Source organism: Pseudomonas sp. MWU349 (assembly GCF_017947325.1).
GTDB lineage: Bacteria > Pseudomonadota > Gammaproteobacteria > Pseudomonadales > Pseudomonadaceae > Aquipseudomonas > Aquipseudomonas protegens.
Map to the genome: position 1 here is coordinate 1,511,679 of NZ_JAFEVP010000001.1, position 17,869 is coordinate 1,529,547.

General features: G+C 61.5%; 18 protein-coding genes. 12 read left to right on the forward strand and 6 right to left on the reverse strand.

Annotated elements, in window-relative coordinates:
* Window positions 1-37: 37 nt before the first annotated feature.
* Both KCG88_RS06525 and KCG88_RS30905 read right to left on the reverse strand, forming a co-directional pair.
* A complete protein-coding gene (locus KCG88_RS06525) occupies window positions 38-634 on the reverse strand; it encodes a hypothetical protein (RefSeq protein WP_210712019.1) in 597 nt (198 codons plus the stop codon).
* A gap of 174 nt (window positions 635-808) precedes the next feature.
* Complete coding sequence (locus KCG88_RS30905) at window positions 809-976, reverse strand: hypothetical protein (protein WP_246882559.1); 168 nt, start codon at window positions 974-976, stop codon at window positions 809-811.
* Here KCG88_RS30905 and KCG88_RS06535 point away from each other — a divergent pair.
* Window positions 975-1,445, forward strand: coding sequence for a hypothetical protein (locus KCG88_RS06535; protein WP_210712020.1), 471 nt, complete (start codon window positions 975-977; stop codon window positions 1,443-1,445). The two genes, KCG88_RS30905 and KCG88_RS06535, sit on opposite strands and share 2 nt — an antisense overlap.
* Window positions 1,442-1,873, forward strand: coding sequence for a hypothetical protein (locus KCG88_RS06540; RefSeq protein WP_047336675.1), 432 nt, complete (start codon window positions 1,442-1,444; stop codon window positions 1,871-1,873). Before KCG88_RS06535 ends, KCG88_RS06540 begins: the two co-directional genes overlap by 4 nt.
* Window positions 1,874-1,983: 110 nt before the next feature.
* On the opposite strand, the gene KCG88_RS06545 is transcribed toward KCG88_RS06540, so the two are convergent.
* Both KCG88_RS06545 and KCG88_RS06550 read right to left on the reverse strand, forming a co-directional pair.
* On the reverse strand, window positions 1,984-3,168 hold the full coding sequence (locus KCG88_RS06545) for a contractile injection system protein, VgrG/Pvc8 family (protein WP_210712021.1): 1,185 nt from the start codon (window positions 3,166-3,168) through the stop codon (window positions 1,984-1,986).
* 164 nt (window positions 3,169-3,332) lie between these two features.
* Entirely contained in the window at window positions 3,333-4,436 is a 1,104-nt protein-coding gene (locus tag KCG88_RS06550) for a polyamine ABC transporter substrate-binding protein (RefSeq protein ID WP_047286325.1), read from the reverse strand.
* A 139-nt stretch (window positions 4,437-4,575) separates the two neighbouring features.
* Here KCG88_RS06550 and KCG88_RS06555 point away from each other — a divergent pair, with 139 nt between their 5' ends.
* Window positions 4,576-5,367, forward strand: coding sequence for a LuxR C-terminal-related transcriptional regulator (locus KCG88_RS06555; protein ID WP_210712023.1), 792 nt, complete (start codon window positions 4,576-4,578; stop codon window positions 5,365-5,367).
* A 123-nt stretch (window positions 5,368-5,490) separates the two neighbouring features.
* The gene (locus KCG88_RS06560; RefSeq protein ID WP_246882560.1) at window positions 5,491-6,273 is read left to right on the forward strand and encodes a DUF4253 domain-containing protein; all 783 of its coding nucleotides are present in this window, start codon (window positions 5,491-5,493) and stop codon (window positions 6,271-6,273) included.
* Window positions 6,274-6,574: 301 nt separating this feature from the next.
* Here KCG88_RS06560 and KCG88_RS06565 read toward each other — a convergent pair whose 3' ends face one another.
* Window positions 6,575-7,162: a TetR family transcriptional regulator gene (locus tag KCG88_RS06565; protein WP_047336670.1), complete on the reverse strand. Its 588-nt coding sequence runs from the start codon at window positions 7,160-7,162 to the stop codon at window positions 6,575-6,577.
* Window positions 7,163-7,311: 149 nt separating this feature from the next.
* Between KCG88_RS06565 and KCG88_RS06570 the strand changes: the two genes are divergently transcribed.
* The 5 genes from KCG88_RS06570 (at window position 7,312) to KCG88_RS06590 (ending at window position 13,783) form a co-directional block, all read left to right on the forward strand.
* Window positions 7,312-8,412, forward strand: a complete 1,101-nt coding sequence (locus KCG88_RS06570; protein WP_210712025.1) for an alkene reductase — start codon at window positions 7,312-7,314, stop codon at window positions 8,410-8,412.
* 54 nt (window positions 8,413-8,466) lie between these two features.
* Window positions 8,467-9,255 (forward strand): SDR family oxidoreductase, encoded by a 789-nt coding sequence (locus tag KCG88_RS06575; protein ID WP_210712026.1) that lies wholly within the window; start codon window positions 8,467-8,469, stop codon window positions 9,253-9,255.
* Between the two features lie 75 nt (window positions 9,256-9,330).
* The gene (locus KCG88_RS06580; RefSeq protein WP_210712027.1) at window positions 9,331-10,200 is read left to right on the forward strand and encodes an alpha/beta hydrolase; all 870 of its coding nucleotides are present in this window, start codon (window positions 9,331-9,333) and stop codon (window positions 10,198-10,200) included.
* A gap of 69 nt (window positions 10,201-10,269) precedes the next feature.
* Window positions 10,270-11,268 carry an NADP-dependent oxidoreductase gene (locus tag KCG88_RS06585; RefSeq protein ID WP_210712029.1) on the forward strand — a complete coding sequence of 333 codons (999 nt, stop codon included), beginning with the start codon at window positions 10,270-10,272 and terminating at the stop codon, window positions 11,266-11,268.
* A 295-nt stretch (window positions 11,269-11,563) separates the two neighbouring features.
* Window positions 11,564-13,783, forward strand: coding sequence for an OsmC domain/YcaO domain-containing protein (locus tag KCG88_RS06590; protein WP_210712031.1), 2,220 nt, complete (start codon window positions 11,564-11,566; stop codon window positions 13,781-13,783).
* Window positions 13,784-13,918: 135 nt separating this feature from the next.
* Here the strand turns inward: KCG88_RS06590 and KCG88_RS06595 are convergent, their stop codons facing one another.
* Entirely contained in the window at window positions 13,919-14,284 is a 366-nt protein-coding gene (locus tag KCG88_RS06595; protein WP_047286318.1) for a hypothetical protein, read from the reverse strand.
* 184 nt (window positions 14,285-14,468) lie between these two features.
* Here KCG88_RS06595 and KCG88_RS06600 point away from each other — a divergent pair, with 184 nt between their 5' ends.
* The 3 genes from KCG88_RS06600 (at window position 14,469) to KCG88_RS06610 (ending at window position 17,696) form a co-directional block, all read left to right on the forward strand.
* On the forward strand, window positions 14,469-15,317 hold the full coding sequence (locus tag KCG88_RS06600) for a suppressor of fused domain protein (RefSeq protein ID WP_210712033.1): 849 nt from the start codon (window positions 14,469-14,471) through the stop codon (window positions 15,315-15,317).
* Between the two features lie 20 nt (window positions 15,318-15,337).
* Complete coding sequence (locus KCG88_RS06605) at window positions 15,338-15,805, forward strand: hypothetical protein (RefSeq protein ID WP_210712034.1); 468 nt, start codon at window positions 15,338-15,340, stop codon at window positions 15,803-15,805.
* Between the two features lie 178 nt (window positions 15,806-15,983).
* Window positions 15,984-17,696, forward strand: a complete 1,713-nt coding sequence (locus tag KCG88_RS06610; protein ID WP_210712035.1) for an amidase — start codon at window positions 15,984-15,986, stop codon at window positions 17,694-17,696.
* The last annotated feature ends 173 nt before the right edge of the window (window positions 17,697-17,869 follow it).

Here is a 17,869-nt window from a genome sequence, read left to right on the forward strand (position 1 = left end):
TCCTCGGAGCTGCCGAGCTGCCTTTTCAGCGATCGCCCTACCCCAACTGCAAAAAGAACCGACCAATCCCCGCGCCTATCCGCTCTGAAAAATCCTCATCCAGAAACAGATACCCCATGCCATCCGAAAGCACGCCTTTTTGCTCAGGCAGCGCTCTATCCAGATCGCCCCCATAAATGGATACCCTTCTGCGCCCTGCCTCTGCTGAAACAGGCGCCTGCAGCCAAGCGTCCACGCCATCCAGCTTCGAGGCCAGGTTCTCGTCATCGTCCACCTCGCAGTTCACCTCCAGCCGTACCGCCCCGCGATCTGAAATCGGCTGAGCCGCCTCATTCCGCTCGGAACCGGCTCGAACATAGCCCATGACAACCGCTTGTGAACGACCGTCAATGGCGCGCAGCTTTCGATAGTGAGCCACTTCACCCGGCTGGTAAGGCACAAAAACCGAAACCCAATAATTCCTGTCGATCAAGGCCTCTGAAAACCAACGTCCAGGAAAGGCCATCAGGTGTGTCAGCGGCACTCCATCAGGCGAACAGGGCCAAGCCAGCTCTGTGGGCAGGCAGGCCCCGCCACCGACATAGGCATCCTCTTTTGCAGGCGATTCACCGGTAAATATCAGCTCGTCAAACATCCGTTTCTTTCCACTCAGTCGCAGCTTGCCGCATTCGTTAACAGCCTCTGGCCAATACTGGGGTCAAGAGTTCACGCCACGCACCGCACGTCCACAATCCACCATCAGTTCCTCCAGAAAGGGGCGCCACTGCGCCTCGCCCACCGCCAACACCCGCTTGTACTCATCCTGCCCCTACCATTCCCAGGCAGTGGTGGAAAACCCCATGTTTTCGGCTCCGAAATGTGTCCGGGCGAATATACCGACATCAACGTACTGGCGCGCATCCAGCGCACTCGCCGCTTGTATCGCGCCGCAATCTCTGAAATCTTCAGCCCCCTTGCCCACGATGCCAATGCCCATGAACCCGCACCTCGCCCATCTTGTTTCCGACTACCAAGCCAGCATCCGCACGGCTGTCGAACTGATGCAACAATCGGCCATTCCCCTCCCTGCCAGCAACGCCGCTTGGGTGGGAACCGATATCCCGGATCAAGGAGAACTGGCTGGCGGTATTCGCTACTTCAAGCACGGCTATGGCTGCGCCGTTCACCTGCCAACGGCAACGGTGAGCTTTGACTTTGGCGAGCAGGGCGAAATCGACGGTGTAACCCTATCGAGGCTGGCCGGTTTTGCCGAGAACAGGCTCGTGGAATACGGTTTTGCGGATGAGGATGAACTAAAGCAGTGCTTCGACCATGAAGTGGCAGCAGGCTCGCTGGTGTATTCGGGCTATATCCTTTACTACGTCGCCACCGTTAAACCCCAAGCGCGCACGCTCGAAAATAGCGACAGTCCTTCACCCCCCGAGTACCCCGGAAGCCCATCATGAAGTTCACCTCAGCCGGCCAAATCATCGACCCACAAACCGTCGGCTATCGCAGCCTGGGCTTCGGCGAGGCACTGACGCTCCCGGTAACGCCCTATGAACTGCGCATCCACCACGGCGATCTGCCGCAACGCTTTCTTGACTGTGCGGACACCTTTGCCGCCGAATGCAAAACCGACGATATCGACCAGGGTTTTGTCGACATCCCGGAACTTGCAGAGCTGGGCTACCCAAGTTTCAGGACGCTGTTGAAGGACCATCCCGATCTGGCGGCGCGCCTGGTCCAGGACTACCTGTATTTCGAGTTGCTGTTTTCGCTGTTCCCGCATTCCAGCCGCCTTGAAGTCGTGATCAACAGCATCACCCGCGTCTGCTCGAAAGATGGCGTCATCCTGCTGACGGGCCAGACCTACGCGGCCAGACACTCATGAAAAAGCCCTGGCGTCAGGGCCGAGGCCTGGGATCAGGCCAATGATGGCAACCGACGATTCATCCGGGCCTTCTCCCTGGCGGCTTGATGCGCGCTCAGGGCAATGGAGTATCAGCCGCAACACAAGCAACCGCTGATCAGCGGTTGATCTAGGTCGTTTTCAAGAAATGCGACTTTGACCTCCACACCGGGCCGCAGCGGCGTCACTTCACAGTGCCAATTGGCAGTACCGGCCAGCCAGCAACTGCTCTTGTCGTCGAACCGACCTTCGCGGTCCCAGGGAAACTTGACCTTGACCCTTTCGGAGCGCTGATCACGCGAGTTCGCCTGGTCTTCCAGGGCGATGACCAGCGCCGTCTGGTTGCCTCGCGCCAGAGGCTTCTCATGAGCCAAAGGCGGGCGATAGCAAAGGTCCAACGCAAGCGCGGTGAAACGGTTGCGATAACCCTGGCGCAGTTGATCCTGGCTGTCAGTGTGGACATGGGCGACGCTCTCACCCGAAACCTGTGGTTGCTTGCCCTCATGAATGACCTGAGTCAGTAGCCAGAGGTCGCTGCCCTGGCCCGAGGTTTCCAGGACATGACCACTGAGCAGCCCGCTCTGCGTACCTTGCCCTTCAACCTGGCGCGACTTCCTGGCGCCCAGGCTTGTCGGCGTGCCGTGACCGACCGGTAACAGGGTGGCGAGCCCATCGTGCCCGGGGGCAAAAGCCGTGGTCAGCCCGATTGCAGGGAATACCGCCTGCTGATCGCCAAAGACCAGCACGTGGCCTTGAGCGCTGTGCTGGAAGTGAAAGTGAATCCCCTCCTCCTCGCACAGGCGCTGAATAAAATGCAGATCGGTTTCATCGTACTGGGTGCAGCAGTCACGCTCGGGGTAACTCGCCCCGAGCTCGAAGCGGTAGGCATCCCCCAGAATCCCATGCTCCTCCAGGACCAGGGCGACGATAGCGGGCACCGAGAACTGCTGATAGATCCTCTTGTTGATACGGTGACGCAAGTAGGACAGGTGCGGCACCAGGGCCAGGTTGTAGTGCGTCAAGCCTTGAGCGTCTGGGCCTCGCGCAATGTGATAGATGCGCCCATGAATGCCATTGCCCCACGTGTCGAATGCCAGAAAAGCCGGCACATCGAAGAAGCATTGCAGATCCAGATCCGGCCGCTCGCTCACACACTCCACCTTGAAGAAGTAAGGCTTGCTGATCGCCTCTTCTCCGGTGAACGCGCGCACCTTGAAGTCGTGCGCAAAACCGTCGATTGTCAGGCTGAACCGGGGTGCATTGGCTGGGCTGAACATCCACTGTTCTCTTATTGCATAACCTGTTGAATGGGCACGGTCGTGCCGCGCCTTGCGCAACAGTTAATCTTGCACAAGGCGCGTACATGTCTCCGAGTGTTTGAACAATGCGCTCACACACAATAAAGATGTGCATGAAGCAGCAAGCGAAGAGTCAACTCAGGTCAGATACTGCTCTTCACCTTGGTCCAGACCCGAGTACGGATTCTTTCCAGTTTCAAAGGCAGCGGCTCAAGTGGAACCAATGTGGCGATGGTTTGCTTGTCTGGATAAATCCAGGGGTTATCGCGCAACTTCTGCTCGACAAACTCGGTGGCATCTTTATTGCCATTAGGATACAGCGTGTGATTCGAGGTCTTGGCAATCACTTCCGGGCGCAACATATAGTTGATGAAGGCCAGCCCTTCCTTGGGGTGAGGGGCATCTTTCAACAGCACCAGGTTTTCCGACCAGACCAGCGCACCTTCACGAGGAAGGCTGTAGTTGATCCTGCGCCCGGTATTGGCGCTTTCATTGGCAGCCTGCGCAGCCAGGGCGCCATTGGCCCAGCCCACAACCACACAGATGTTGCCCCCCGCCAAGTCGGTGTCGATTCTGGAGGAGTCGAAATAAAGGATATAGGGGCGAATTTTCAACAGCAGCGCTTGAGCCTTCTGGTAATCCTCCGGGTTCTTGCTATTGCTGGGCAGCCCGAGGTAATTCAAGGCAATCGAGATGATCTCGCTGGGAGAGTCGAGCATGGCCACACCACAAGACTGCAGCTTGCTGATGTTCTCTTCCTTGAAGATCAGGTCCCAACTGTTGACCGGGGCATTGTCGCCCAGGGCCGCCTTGACTTTATCAACGTCATAACCAATGCCGGTGGTGCCCCATAAGTAGGGCACGGCGTAGCGATTGCCAGGGTCATTGACCGCCAGTTGCGCCAGGATGGCGGGATCGACATGGGACAGGTTACTTAGTTGAGCTGGATCAAGTGGCTGCAGGACTCCAGCCTGGATCAGGCTGGGCAGTACATTGGAGGTCGCCACCACCACGTCATACCCCGTGCGCCCGGCCATGACCTTGCTCTGCATGATATCGGCGCTGTCGAAGGCATCCATGTGGATACGGGTGCCGGTGGCCTGTTCGAACTCCTTTGGAGTCTCTGGTGCGAGCAGCCCGAACCAGTTGTAGAGGTACATGGCAGGCTCTGCGGCACCCGCCGTTGTGCTTATTCCGGCAGAGAGAAACACAGCCGAAAAAATGGTTCGCAAACGTGACTTTCTCATGCAACATCCTTGTCCAGACGACGTGCCCTCATGGCTGTCGTAAACCCTTGCCAGCGAATATACCGGGCATCAGCCAATAGTAAATACCTACGATTACTTAGCTCCGACCGACCATTCCCTAACCCTAAAGGGGTAGAAAATGCCACTCGATCTTCATAGCCTGGCCTGGCACCGTTCGATTGGAAAACTGATTCTGCAGTTGAACCGCCCAGAGTTCTGGAGCTCACTTATCCGCACGCTCAATGAATATGTGCAAATTGATAACTGGGTGGTTTTGATCTTCAGCAATCAACAAGTGCAAGTTGTCAGCCTGCCCGAGGTGGCAGATGCAGAGGAAGTGGATGCGTTCATTCACCTCTATGTAAAAGGCCTGTATTTGCTGGCCCCCTTCTATATCGCCAACCGGGAAAACCCGCAGAGCGGCTTCTTTCATCTACTGGATATAGCGCCGGAGTACTTTGTTGAAACCGAGTACTACCACAAGTACTTCGCACAATATATTTGCGTAGATGAAGTGCAATACAACATCCAGCTCGATGCTGACAGAACACTGTGCATTTCCATTGGCAGCAACGCCCATTTCAGCCAGGAACACATCACCATGCTGGACATCATCAAGCCATGGGTCACGGCACTCATGCATCAGCGCATGTGCTTCGAAGTCGATGTGGAGAAAAGCCTCAGCGAACCGCCGCAATGGCCAGAGACGATCACCCAGTTTGGAACCCAGATCACCACGCGGGAAAGTGATGTGCTCAGGCTGCTGCTCAGTGGCTTTTCCAACAAGGAAATCGCAGGAAAGCTCTCCCTCTCCACAGAGACGATCAAGGTGCACCGCCGCAACATCTACGCCAAGTTGAACATCAAGTCACAGTCCGAACTCTTTGCACGCTTCTTCATGCCCAGGCAGGATGTGCTCTCTTTAAGCTAGGCCTCGGGCTTGAAATGAACCCACAGGCCCGGCACGAACAGCAAGAGCACCGGCAGGCTCACGTACGTTCGACCGAGCGTTGCTCATTCGCCTGAACACCCACATGGAGCCGGTAGCCCTTCGATGGATATCCAATTTCGCGGTAACGCAATGCCTGGCAACCCCGCCGCTGGCACCTGCGATGAATACAGCCTGAGCGCCATTTCCAGCCTGGATGAGCTGATCGACGCCTACCGCAAGATCGCGGGCGACCACCCGGGTTTCCAGCCCCTTCTCTCGCTGGATGATCTGCCCCAGGCCCGCTACACCTCCGGGCATGCCCGCAACAACCTGGGGCTGGACGATGCCTCGGAGCAGGAGATCGCCCAGCTACCTGCAGAGTGTTTCGAACAGGGTGAATACCTGGGCTACCCCACCACCAAGGCCGAGTTCGCGATCTGCTTGCGCAACTTCACTGAGCGGGTGGCGAGCAGCTCGTTCGAAGACGCTTGCGCCCACGGCCTGACCCTTGATGAGCCAGCCCTGCGCGAATGGGTGGACTATCAGCAAAACCCGGTATCACTGCTCGACCAACCCCTCTCGGCACTCCTGGTGCCCGTCGAGCAGTCCTACCAGGCGCTCGCCGCTTTTCCCAACGGCTACTTCAGTTGCGACCTGGGCCCCGCGCAAAACTTTGCGGTGGCCCGCCATTTTGCCCAGGCCCATGGCTATGAGTTGATGGGGGTGGGCGCGTCTTACCTCGGCTTCCTGCGGGCAGCGCCTGCCGACCTTTGCGTCGCCAGCGCGGTGGCGAGGGATTTTTGTGCGCTCTACAACACCCCCGAGGAGGACCGACAAGCCGTGGTTTCAACAGTTGTCGAGGCTGTTCGCGGTCGCACCCATTTGTGGCTGCGTTACGTGGAATGACGCTCGGAGAAAAGACGATTGAGGTTGGCTGGGCAAGGATCTAGGCATGTCAGACATGTGCGGTATATGCGGTCGAAAACTGGGCCTCAAAGACGATCCGCTTTCGGTCGATTGTGGCGGTGACTGCTGGGGTTGCATTGGCCTTATTGAGGCTGATCTTGGAAAGGCCGAATCGTCAGTCAAGGTGAAGGAAGAATTTGACACTGGTGTGCGCCCAGGCAGATCCGAGACACGTTTCAAATCATAATTGACGCCGACGCGCGTTCAACGACCGCAAGCGCACGCCCCTGGCATGCCCCCTTTATGCCGGCTTGCCTTTATCAACCGGCAACGACGCAAACATCTCAGCGCGGCACACCTCAAGAATCTCATCTGCCAGCGCTGAATCATCCGGGCAGGCACGCGACAACAGGATCGCACCGACCGCACGCGACAGCAGGTCGATCATTTTCTTTCTGCCCTCGCCCGCCAGCGCGTCAGGCCCGGTCGGGTATTTGTCACCCAGGGTTTGCAGGGTGTGCTCGATCCCTTCGGCAAACGTCGCTTTCACCTCATCCGATTGACGCGCCGCGTCGCCACACAACGCGGCCATGGTGCAACCGCTGCCACGTCCGTCGCGATGTTCCCTGGTTACATAGACGTCGATGAAACCAGGCACATCCAGCGCTTGCGCGCCTGCCAGCGACTTGCCAAGGCTGCAGGCCGACGCTTCGGCCATGAGGTCGGCCTTGGAGCCGAAATGCTTGTAGAAGCCGCCGTGGGTGAAACCGGCCGCCGCCATGAGATCCGACACTCCGACCCCATCGAAACCCCGCTCACGGAACAGTTCAGAGGCCGTTTCAACGATGTGCTCTCGATTGGCCTGCGCCTGGGCCTTGCTCACTCTCACGTGCAATACCTCATGTTCATTGGGAAATCAGGGGCTCAATCATACATAGATGTCGACCATAATCAAAACCGTTGACAGTTTAGATTTCGATCATCATCCTAATTGCACACACCACCGATCTCCACTCACGGGCACGGAAGAGACACCAGATGACCGATCAGAATCTGTTCACCCCGTACACCCTTGGCGCCCTTGCGCTGTCGAACCGCATTGTCCTCGCGCCACTGACCCGCAACCGCGCAGGCGCAGGCTTTGTTCCCAGCGAATTCGCCGCCACCTACTACAGCCAACGCGCTGGCGCAGGCTTGCTGATCAGCGAAGCCACGCAGATTTCCCAGCAGGGCCAGGGCTATCAGGACACCCCCGGGATCTACACCCAGGCGCAGATTGATGGCTGGCGCGAGGTGACCGATGCGGTCCACGCCAAGGGCGCAAAGATCTTTGTGCAACTGTGGCATGTCGGCCGCGTATCCCATGTTGATCTGCAAGAGAATGGCGCCGCACCCGTGGCCCCTTCCGCGCTGCGCGCGGCTACTAAGGTGTTCGTCAACAACCGCTTTGAAGACGTCTCCGAACCCCGCGCGCTGGACATCAACGAGCTACCGGGGATCGTCGCCGATTTCCGCCAGGCCGCGGCAAACGCAATCGCCGCCGGGTTCGATGGCGTGGAAATTCACGGCGCGAATGGCTACCTGCTGGATCAGTTCCTCAAGGACAGCGCCAACGTGCGCACCGATGCCTACGGCGGCTCGATTGAAAATCGTGCACGTCTGTTGCTCGAAGTCACCACAGCGGTCATCAATGAAATCGGCGCGGATCGCACCGGGGTGCGCTTGTCGCCGGTGTCGCCGGCCAACGGTGTCTCCAGCAGCGATCCGCAGGCGCAATTCAATTACGTCGTCGATCAACTCGACGCCCTCGGCGTCGTTTACCTGCACATGGTCGAAGGCGCGACCGGCGGCCCGCGCGACGTGGCGCCATTCGATTTCGCCGCCCTGCGCCAGCGTTTCAAAAGCACCTACATCGCCAACAACGGCTATGACCTGGACCTGGCGACCTCGCGGCTCGCCAAAGACCAGGCCGATCTGATCGCGTTCGGTCGTCCGTTCATTGGCAACCCGGATCTGGTGGAGCGCCTCAAGACCGGCGCCGCCTTGTCCGCATTCAATCCCGCCACCCTCTACGGCGGCGGCGCGGCAGGCTACATCGACTACCCGACGCTGGTTCAAACGAGCGCCAGCGCAAGCTGATCGAACAGAAACCGAGCTGTCCGTCTTCACCCATTCACTAAGAGAGATAAGCCCATGAGCCCACGCCCTACCGTTCTCATCACTGGCGCCTCCACTGGCATCGGCGCCACCTATGCCGAGCGCTTCGCGCAACGCGGCCACGATCTGCTCCTGGTCGCCCGCGACCAGGCACGCCTGGATGCACTTGCAGGCCGACTGCGCAGCGAACACGGGGTCGCCGTCGAGGTGATGAAAGCGGATTTGACCCAACTCAGCGATCTGACCTGTCTTGAAGCCCGCCTGCGCGACGACGCCCATATCGGCATCCTGGTCAACAACGCCGGTGCCGCCCTGTCTGGCAGCTTCATCGAGCAAAGCACCGACAGCGTTGCGCAACTGGTCGCCCTCAACACCACCGCGCTGGTGCGCCTGGCCAGTGCCATTGCCCCGCGCCTGGCCAAGGCCGGCAACGGCGCGATCATCAACATCGGTTCGGTGGTGGGCCTGGCGCCGGAGTTCGGCATGACGGTGTATGGCGCGACCAAGGCCTTTGTGCTGTTCCTGTCCCAAGGCCTGAGCCTGGAACTGTCGCCCCGGGGCGTATACGTGCAGGCCGTGCTGCCGGCCGCCACCCGCACGGAAATCTGGGACCGCTCCGGCGTCGACATCAACACCCTGGACGACATCATGGAAGTGGGCGATCTGGTAGACGCCGCATTGGTCGGTTTCGATCGGCGCGAACCGGTGACCATCCCACCGCTGCAACAGGCCGAACGCTGGGAAGACCTGCAGGGCGCACGCCAGGGCCTGCTGGGGCACATCCGTCAATCCGAGGTTGCACAGCGTTACCAGGCCCAACAATGATCTTCAGGTAGCGAGCATTCGCGGCGGATTCACGGCAGGCACTGCGAAGAATCCGCTCCGCTGTTCGGAGTAGCAATGAATCCAACCCAGACATCTCTCGCCCCGGCTGTGCAGACATCGTTCGTCAACGCGGCGAACCAGTCGATCATGGTCAGGGGCATTCCCTTCGCCTATCGCGATACTGGTCCCGCAGGCGGCGTGCCCCTGGTGCTGTTCAACCATTGGGGCGCTGTGCTGGACCACTTCGACCCGGCCATCATCGATGGACTGGCACAGACCCGGCGAGTCATCACCACCGACTATCGCGGCATCGGCGGCTCGGGTGGAAGCGCCCCGCTAACGGTCGGCGAGATGGCAGAAGACGCCATTGCACTGATCCAGGCCCTGGGGTTCAAGAGCGTCGATTTACTGGGCTTCTCACTCGGTGGCTTCGTCGCTCAGGACATCGCCCTCAAGGCTCCCCAATGGGTGCGCCGCGTGATTCTCACCGGCACCGGTCCGGCCGGCGGCAGCGGTATCGACAAGGTCGGCTCGGTGACCTGGCCCTTGATGCTCAAAGGTTTGCTGACCTTGCGCGATCCCAAGGTCTACCTGTTCTTCACCTCGACGCCCCATGGTCGTCGAGCCGCCTCGGAGTATCTGCAACGCCTGAAAGCTCGCCGCAAGCATCGCGACAAGGGCCCGACGCCCGGCGCTTTCCTGCGGCAATTGCAAGCCATCACTGCCTGGGGCAGACAGGCGCCGCAGAACCTGGGGCGCTTGCGGGCGCCGACGCTGATCGTCAATGGCGACAACGACATCATGGTGCCCAGCGTCAACTCCCATGCCCTGGCCGGGCGGATCCCCAACGCACAGCTGGTGATGTATGAGGATGCCGGGCACGGCGGCATCTTCCAGTACCACGCGGACTTCGTGGCCAAGGCCCGGGCGTTCCTTGACCACTGAGCCCACCATGACCGCCACGCCACTCAAGCACCGCCCACCCTTACTGCAACCGACACGAGCCGCACACCGATGAAGGCATTTTCAATTGATCGCTATGGCAAGAACAGCGGGCGCATTCGCGAAATGCCCGCCCCCGAGGTAGGTGCCCACGATGTCTTGATCGAGGTCCACGCCAGTGGCGTCAACGCCCTGGACTCGAAGATCCGCAACGGCGAATTCAAGCTGATCCTGCCCTATGCATTGCCGCTGATACTGGGCAATGACCTGGCGGGGGTCGTGGTTGAAGTTGGCCCCCAAGTACAACGCTTCAAGCCGGGAGACGAAGTCTACGCGCGCCCGCCTGAAACACGGATCGGGACATTCGCCCAATGGATCGCCGTGAACGAACAGGCAGTCGCCCTGAAACCGGCCAACACCAGCATGATCGAGGCCGCATCGGTCCCCTTGGTCGCACTCACCGCCTGGCAAGTGCTGGTGGACACCGCCCAGGTGAAAAAGGGCCAGAAAGTGCTGATCCACGCCGGCGCCGGCGGTGTCGGCACCCTTGCCATCCAGCTGGCCAAGCACCTTGGCGCCTTCGTCGCGACCACCACCAGCACGGCGAATGTCGAGTGGGTCAAGGCCCTGGGCGCCGATCAGGTGATCGACTACAAGCAGCAGAACTTCGAAAGCGTCCTGCATGGCTACGACCTGGTGTTGAACAGCCTGGGCAGCGACGTACTGGAAAAGTCCCTCAAGGTCCTCAAGCCCGGCGGCCAGCTGATTTCCATCTCCGGGCCACCCACGCTGCAATTCGCCCAGGAGCAGGGGCTGGCCTGGCCGTTGCAGCAGGTCATGCGCTTCTTGAGCTGGGGTATCCGGCGCAAGGCGCGCCAGCTGGACGTCAGCTACGCCTTTGTGTTCATGCGGGCCGATGGCGCCCAACTGCAACAGATCACCGCGCTGATCGAGGCGGGCATCATCAAGCCGGTGCTTGACCGCAGCTTTGCCTTTGCAGACACGGCAGAAGCACTGCAGTACGTCGAACAGGGACGGGCCAAGGGCAAGGTGGTGGTCAGGATCAAATGAGGACTCCATCTATCGATGACTCAACCGAGCGGGCCGAGCCTGGGCACCTTCTATCGCCTTGCCAGTCATCGCCAGAACAAAATCCGGCGACGTCAGCGCCGGAGCGCGACAGGCAGGCACGGCAACCGGACGTTGTGCCTGTTGAACCGCAAGTGATCGTTTGGCGCAGCCTGATGCTTGAGCCGTAAGGCAAAACGGGTTGAGTTCGTCCGTTTGCGTCCAAAAACCGCCCCACTGGCGCGCAAAAACCCGGATAATGCCCGCCATTTTTTGCTTTGTGATGCCGGTGCCCCCCATGGAAATCAAGGTCAACTTTCTCGACAACCTTCGACTTGAAGCCAAGTTCGATGACTTCACGGTGGTGGCCGACCAACCGATTCGCTACAAGGGCGATGGTTCGGCGCCGGGTCCGTTCGATTATTTCCTGGCTTCTTCGGCGCTGTGCGCGGCGTACTTCGTGAAGCTGTATTGCCAGACCCGCAACATCCCCACCGACAATATCCGCCTGTCGCAGAACAACATTGTCGATCCGGAAAACCGCTACAACCAGATCTTCAAGATCCAGGTCGAACTGCCGGCGGACATCAGCGACAAGGACCGCCAGGGCATCCTGCGCTCCATCGACCGCTGCACGGTGAAGAAGGTGGTGCAGACCGGCCCCGAGTTCATCATCGAGGAAGTGGAAAACCTCGACGCCGATGCCCAGGCGCTGTTGATGCCGCAATCGGGCTCCAGCGAAGGCACCTACATTGCCGGCAAGGACCTGCCCCTGGAGCAGACCATCGCCAATATGTCCGGGATTCTCGCGGGCCTGGGGATGAAGATCGAGATCGCTTCGTGGCGCAATATCGTGCCTAACGTCTGGTCGCTGCATATCCGTGATGCGCAGTCGCCGATGTGCTTCACCAACGGCAAGGGCGCCACCAAGGAAAGCGCCCTGGCCTCGGCCCTGGGCGAGTTCATCGAGCGCCTGAACTGCAACTTCTTCTACAACGATCAGTTCTGGGGCGAAGAGATCGCCAACGCCGAGTTCGTGCATTACCCGGACGAGCGCTGGTTCCAGCCGGGGCGCAAGGATGAGCTGCCCAAGGAGATCCTCGACGAACACTGCCTGGCCATCTACAACCCGGATGGCGAGCTGCGCGGCTCCCATCTGTACGACACCAACTCGGGCAATATCGAGCGCGGCATCTGCTGCCTGCCCTATATGCGCCAGTCCGATGGCGAGGTGGTGTACTTCCCTTCCAACCTGGTCGAGAACCTGTTCCTCAGCAACGGCATGAGCGCCGGCAACACCCTGGCCGAAGCCCAAGTGCAGTGCCTGTCGGAGATCTTCGAGCGCGCGGTCAAGCGCCAGATTCTCGAAGGCGAGATGGCCCTGCCGGATGTGCCTCAGGAAGTGCTGGCCAAGTACCCGAGCATTCTGGCCGGCATCCAGGGCCTGGAAGAACAAGGCTTTCCGGTGCTGGTCAAGGATGCGTCCCTGGGCGGTGAGTTCCCGGTGATGTGCGTAACCCTGATGAACCCGCGCACCGGCGGCGTGTTCGCCTCGTTCGGCGCCCACCCAAGCTTCGAGGTGGCGCTGGAGCGCAGCCTCACCGAACTGCTCCAGGGCCGCAGTTTCGAAGGCTTGAACGACCTGCCGCAGCCGACCTTCGAAAGCCAGGCGCTGATGGAGCCGAACAACTTCGTCGAGCACTTCATCGACTCCAGCGGCGTGGTGTCGTGGCGCTTCTTCAGCGCCAAGGCGGACTTCGAGTTCGTCGAGTGGGACTTCACCAGCCAGAGCGGCTTCAGCGAAAGGGAAAAAGCCAGCGCCGAAGAAGCCGCGACCCTGTTCGGCATCCTCGAAAGCCTGGGCAAGGAAGTCTACATGGCGGTGTACCAGCACCTGGGCGCCACCGCCTGCCGCATCCTGGTGCCGGACTACTCGGAAATCTACCCAGTGGACGACCTGATCTGGGACAACACCAACAAGGCGCTGTTCTTCCGTGAAGACATCCTCAACCTCCACAGCCTGGATGAAGACGGCCTGCGCTCGCTGGTGGAGCGCCTGGAAGAAAGCGAACTGGACGACTACACCGACATCACCACCCTGATCGGCATCGAGTTCGACGACAACACCGCCTGGGGCCAGTTGACCATCCTGGAGCTCAAGCTGCTGATCCACGTGGCCCTGGGGCAGTTCGACCCGGCCAAGGAACTGGTGGAGATGTTCCTGCAATACAACGACAACACCGTCGAGCGCGGGCTGTTCTACCAGGCCCTGAACGCGGTGCTGGAAGTGGAGCTGGACGACGAGCTGGAGCTGGGCGACTACGAGGCCAACTTGCGGCGCATGTTCGGCAACGAACGGATGGACGCGGTGATCGGCTCGGTGCAAGGCAGCGTGCGCTTCTACGGCCTGACCCCGACCAACCTGCAGCTCGAAGGCCTGGACCGTCACCTGCGGCTGATCGACAGCTACAAGAAGCTGCACGCAGCGCGAGCCAAGTGGAGCGCCGCCAACCGCTGACACCGCGCCCCGTACCTGCCTGTACCCGTAGGAGCGAGCTTGCTCGCGAAGCCCTGAAGAACGCCGCGTTCCCCCAGTGAACGCGGCGTTTTCGTTGGCGACCATCGCGAGCAAGCTCGCTCCTACAGTGACTCGTCAGGCCTTGCGCACGCCGGCTGGCCAGGGCTTGCGGTCTTCTCGGTCGGGCGGGCCGTACAGCTCCTGCTCCCAGTCCTCGAACGCCGGCTGTGCCTGGTAGCCCGGATCGCAATACTGGCGGATGTACTGCGCCGCCCGGTGCTCGGCGTACTTGGCATTCACCGGTACGCCCTGCTCGTCCAGCTCCAGCACATTGGCAAAAATGGCATAGGCCATCTCCAGCATGCTCGGCTCCTCGCCAAGGTCACTGCGGTAGTCGATACCTTCGAGCAGCGGGTAGCCAAGGGTGCCGTTGGCGACCCAGAAACTGAAGGTTCTCAGTGCCCCGGAAAACTCCGGACTTAGCTTCTTCGGGTAAGACATGCTGATCACTTTCCTTGATAGCGGACCGGGGCGGATTCTCGGGCAGCCACACCGGCAAGGCAAGGCTTCGTCCAACTTGCATCCGTCGGTTTCCATGGGCACGGCAAACCCGTCACAATGTGCCCCCTCTCTCTGCCTGTGCTGTGCGCCTTGTGCAACGCACTTGCCCCGCAAGGATCGCCCGATGAATTTCCTGGAAAAACTGCTCAGCCTCTTCAAAAAGCCGGCGCCACAAAAGGCCGAGCCCACCCTGCCCGCCGGCGAGCCGGCCGCCGCAGAGGAGCCCTACGCCCAGTACCAGCCAACCCAAGCAGAGCTGGCCGGCATTGCCCTGATGGAGGCCGGTGCCGCCTGCCTCGATCGCCACTGGCAAGCGGTCGGCCACTGTGAGCAGGACGTCCTGGGCTTCGCCATCAGCCCCAGTTTCATGGGCGGCTCGCACTGGCCCTCCACGCGCCAGGCCTATCGCATCGTGCGTCGCAACAACGGCATCATTCTCGCCACCGAGGGCCTGTCCGACCCGTTCGATGGGGTCACTGGTGATGATCTGGGCAATGGTTTCGAGATGGAACTGTTCGTCGAAACCCCGGACATCCCACCCCATGCCCAGGGCGCGGTGGGTGATGTCTACCCGTTCGCCGATAGCTGGGCTTTCGAACTGCTGCGCTGCGTGGCCAACACCACGGCCGATGCCGGTGGCCTCACTGCCCGCCTGCAGCGCTACGGGGTGCTGTCCCTGGAACTGCCCGGCGTCAGCCAGTCCCGCGCCATGAGCGAGCAACTGCCAGCGCATTTCATCAGCGCCGACGACTGCGCCGGGGTACTGGTGGGCGGCCCGGCCCCGGACTTCCCGACACGCCTGGAAGACATGCCGCTGTCCCCCGTGACCCTGGTGCCGGTGGTGCTGATCACCGCCGCGGAGCTGGAGTACGTGCGCAGCGGCGGGGCCCAGGCCCGGGAAGACCTGGCCATGCGCTTGAGCGCCGCCGGCCATGCTCATGTCAGCCAGTTGCAGCGCGCCAGCCTGATCTGAACCAAGGAGCCTTGCCGTCCATGTCAGAAGCCGATGCCTACTTTCCTTTCTACCTGTTCGCTGCCCGGTTCCCGGACCAGGCAGAGGCCGAACGGTTTGCCTTCGAACAGTGGGAGCCCGCCCCCGGGGCCGACGCCAGCGACGCCGAGTTCAGCGCCTGGGAAGCACGCAACCCCAGCTGGCGCCTCAAACAGGAGCTGGGTTACTACATGGACTCGGATTTCGTCGAACTGATCAACAGTGAAGACGGCCCGCACTACCTGGAATCGCTGATCCGCAGCGACGCCGAAAAACAGCAGCTGCGCACGCGCATCGACTCCGGCTACAGCCATTTCATCATCGTTGGCTGCGAGTCGATTTACGGTGACCACAAATCGATCTCCGGCGGCGCCAATCAACGCCAGCCCGCAAGCACGGCAACCCTGGACTACCTCGGCGAGTTCAACGTGGAGCCCGCAGGCCCTGGCGCAGCTGGCCTGAAGCAATAATCCATCAAGCCGATTCCTCTGCCCCGCACTAGATGCTAAAAAGGCCCCCAGCGTTCCCATGCCACCCTTGTCGTGCCAGCCGTACCACGAGAACCACCATGCACAGCCAATACCCCAACACACGCGCCCCGTTGCGCCCTCTGCACCTCATCACCCACCAGCCAACAGCGGTAGCAGCATGATCGAAGTCACCGAAGTCTCCATTGCCCACCTGCGCGCCGCCCTGGAATCCGGGCAGACCACCTCGGTGGAACTGGTCCAGGCCTATCTGGAGCGGATCGAGGCCTATGACGGCCCGAACACCGCCACCGCCCTCAACGCCGTGGTGGTGCGCAACCCCGAGGCGCTGAACGAGGCGCGGGCCGCCGATGAGCGCCGCGCCAAGGGCCAGACCCTGGGCCCGCTGGACGGCATTCCCTACACCGCCAAGGACAGCTACCTGGTCAAGGGCCTGACGGCGGCTTCCGGCAGCCCGGCCTTCGCCGATCTGGTGGCCTACCGCGACGCCTTCACCATCGAGCGCCTGCGGGCTGCCGGGGCCATCTGCCTGGGCAAGACCAACATGCCGCCCATGGCCAACGGCGGCATGCAGCGCGGCGTGTATGGCCGCGCCGAAAGCCCCTATAACGCCGCTTACCTGACCGCGCCCTTCGCCTCGGGCTCGTCCAATGGTGCCGGCACCGCCACCGCCGCCAGCTTCGCCGCCTTCGGCCTGGCCGAGGAAACCTGGTCCAGCGGCCGTGGCCCGGCTTCCAACAACGGGCTGTGCGCCTACACCCCGTCGCGCGGGGTGATCTCGGTACGCGGCAACTGGCCGCTGACCCCGACCATGGACGTGGTGGTGCCTTTTGCCCGGACCATGGCCGACCTGCTGGAAGTGCTGGACGTGGTGGTGGCCGAAGACCCGGACACCCGCGGCGACCTGTGGCGCCTGCAGCCCTGGGTGCCGATCCCCAGCGTCGCTTCGGTGCGCCCGGCCTCCTACCCGCAACTGGCGGCCGGCGCCGCGGCGCTCAAGGGCAAGCGCCTTGGCGTGCCGCGCATGTACATCAATGCCGACCCTGAGGCCGGCACCAGCGAGAAACCGGGCATCGGCGGCCCCACCGGCCAGCGCATCCATACCCGGCCCTCGGTGATCAGCCTCTGGGAACAGGCGCGCCAGGCCCTGGAGGCCGTCGGCGCGCAAGTGCTGGAAGTGGACTTCCCCCTGGTGTCCAACTGCGAGGGCGACCGCCCCGGCGCGCCGACCGTGTACAACCGCGGCCTGGTCAGCAAGGAGTTCCTCCACGACGAGCTGTGGGAGCTCTCGGGCTGGGCCTTCGACGACTTCCTGCGGGCCAACGACGACCCCAAGCTCAACCGCCTGGCCGATGTCGACGGGCCGCAGATCTTCCCCCACGACCCCGGCACCCTGCCCAACCGCGAAGACGACCTGGCCGCCGGCATGGACCAGTACGTGAACATGGCCAAGCGCGGGCTCAAGACCTGGGACCAGATCGACACCCTGGCCGACGGCCTGCGCGGCCTGGAACAGACCCGGCGCATCGACCTGGAAGACTGGATGGACCGCCTGGGGCTGGACGCCGTGCTGTTCCCCACCGTGGCCGACGTTGGCCCGGCCGATGCCGATATCAATCCCGAGTCGGCAGACATCGCCTGGAGCAATGGCGTGTGGGTGGCCAACGGCAACCTCGCCATCCGCCACCTGGGGGTGCCCACCGTTACCGTGCCCATGGGGGTGATGGCGGATATCGGCATGCCGGTGGGGCTGACCTTCGCCGGGCGCGCCTATGACGATTCGAGCCTGCTGCGCCTGGCTTCGGCCTTCGAGTCCACCGGCAACAAGCGCCTGATTCCACCGCGCACGCCGGCCTTGCACAGCGGCCAGTGACAAACCGGGACCGGGGCCGCAACGGCCCCGATTCACGCCGCGGGTAATCCACTTGCCATTTGACTTGCCTGCACCAGGCCAAGACAACCACCTGAATCTCAACGGCCACCTGGAGTCTATGGAACAGCTCTTCCAGCGCTGCATCGGCCAGCCGATTCAAGCCTGATCCGGGC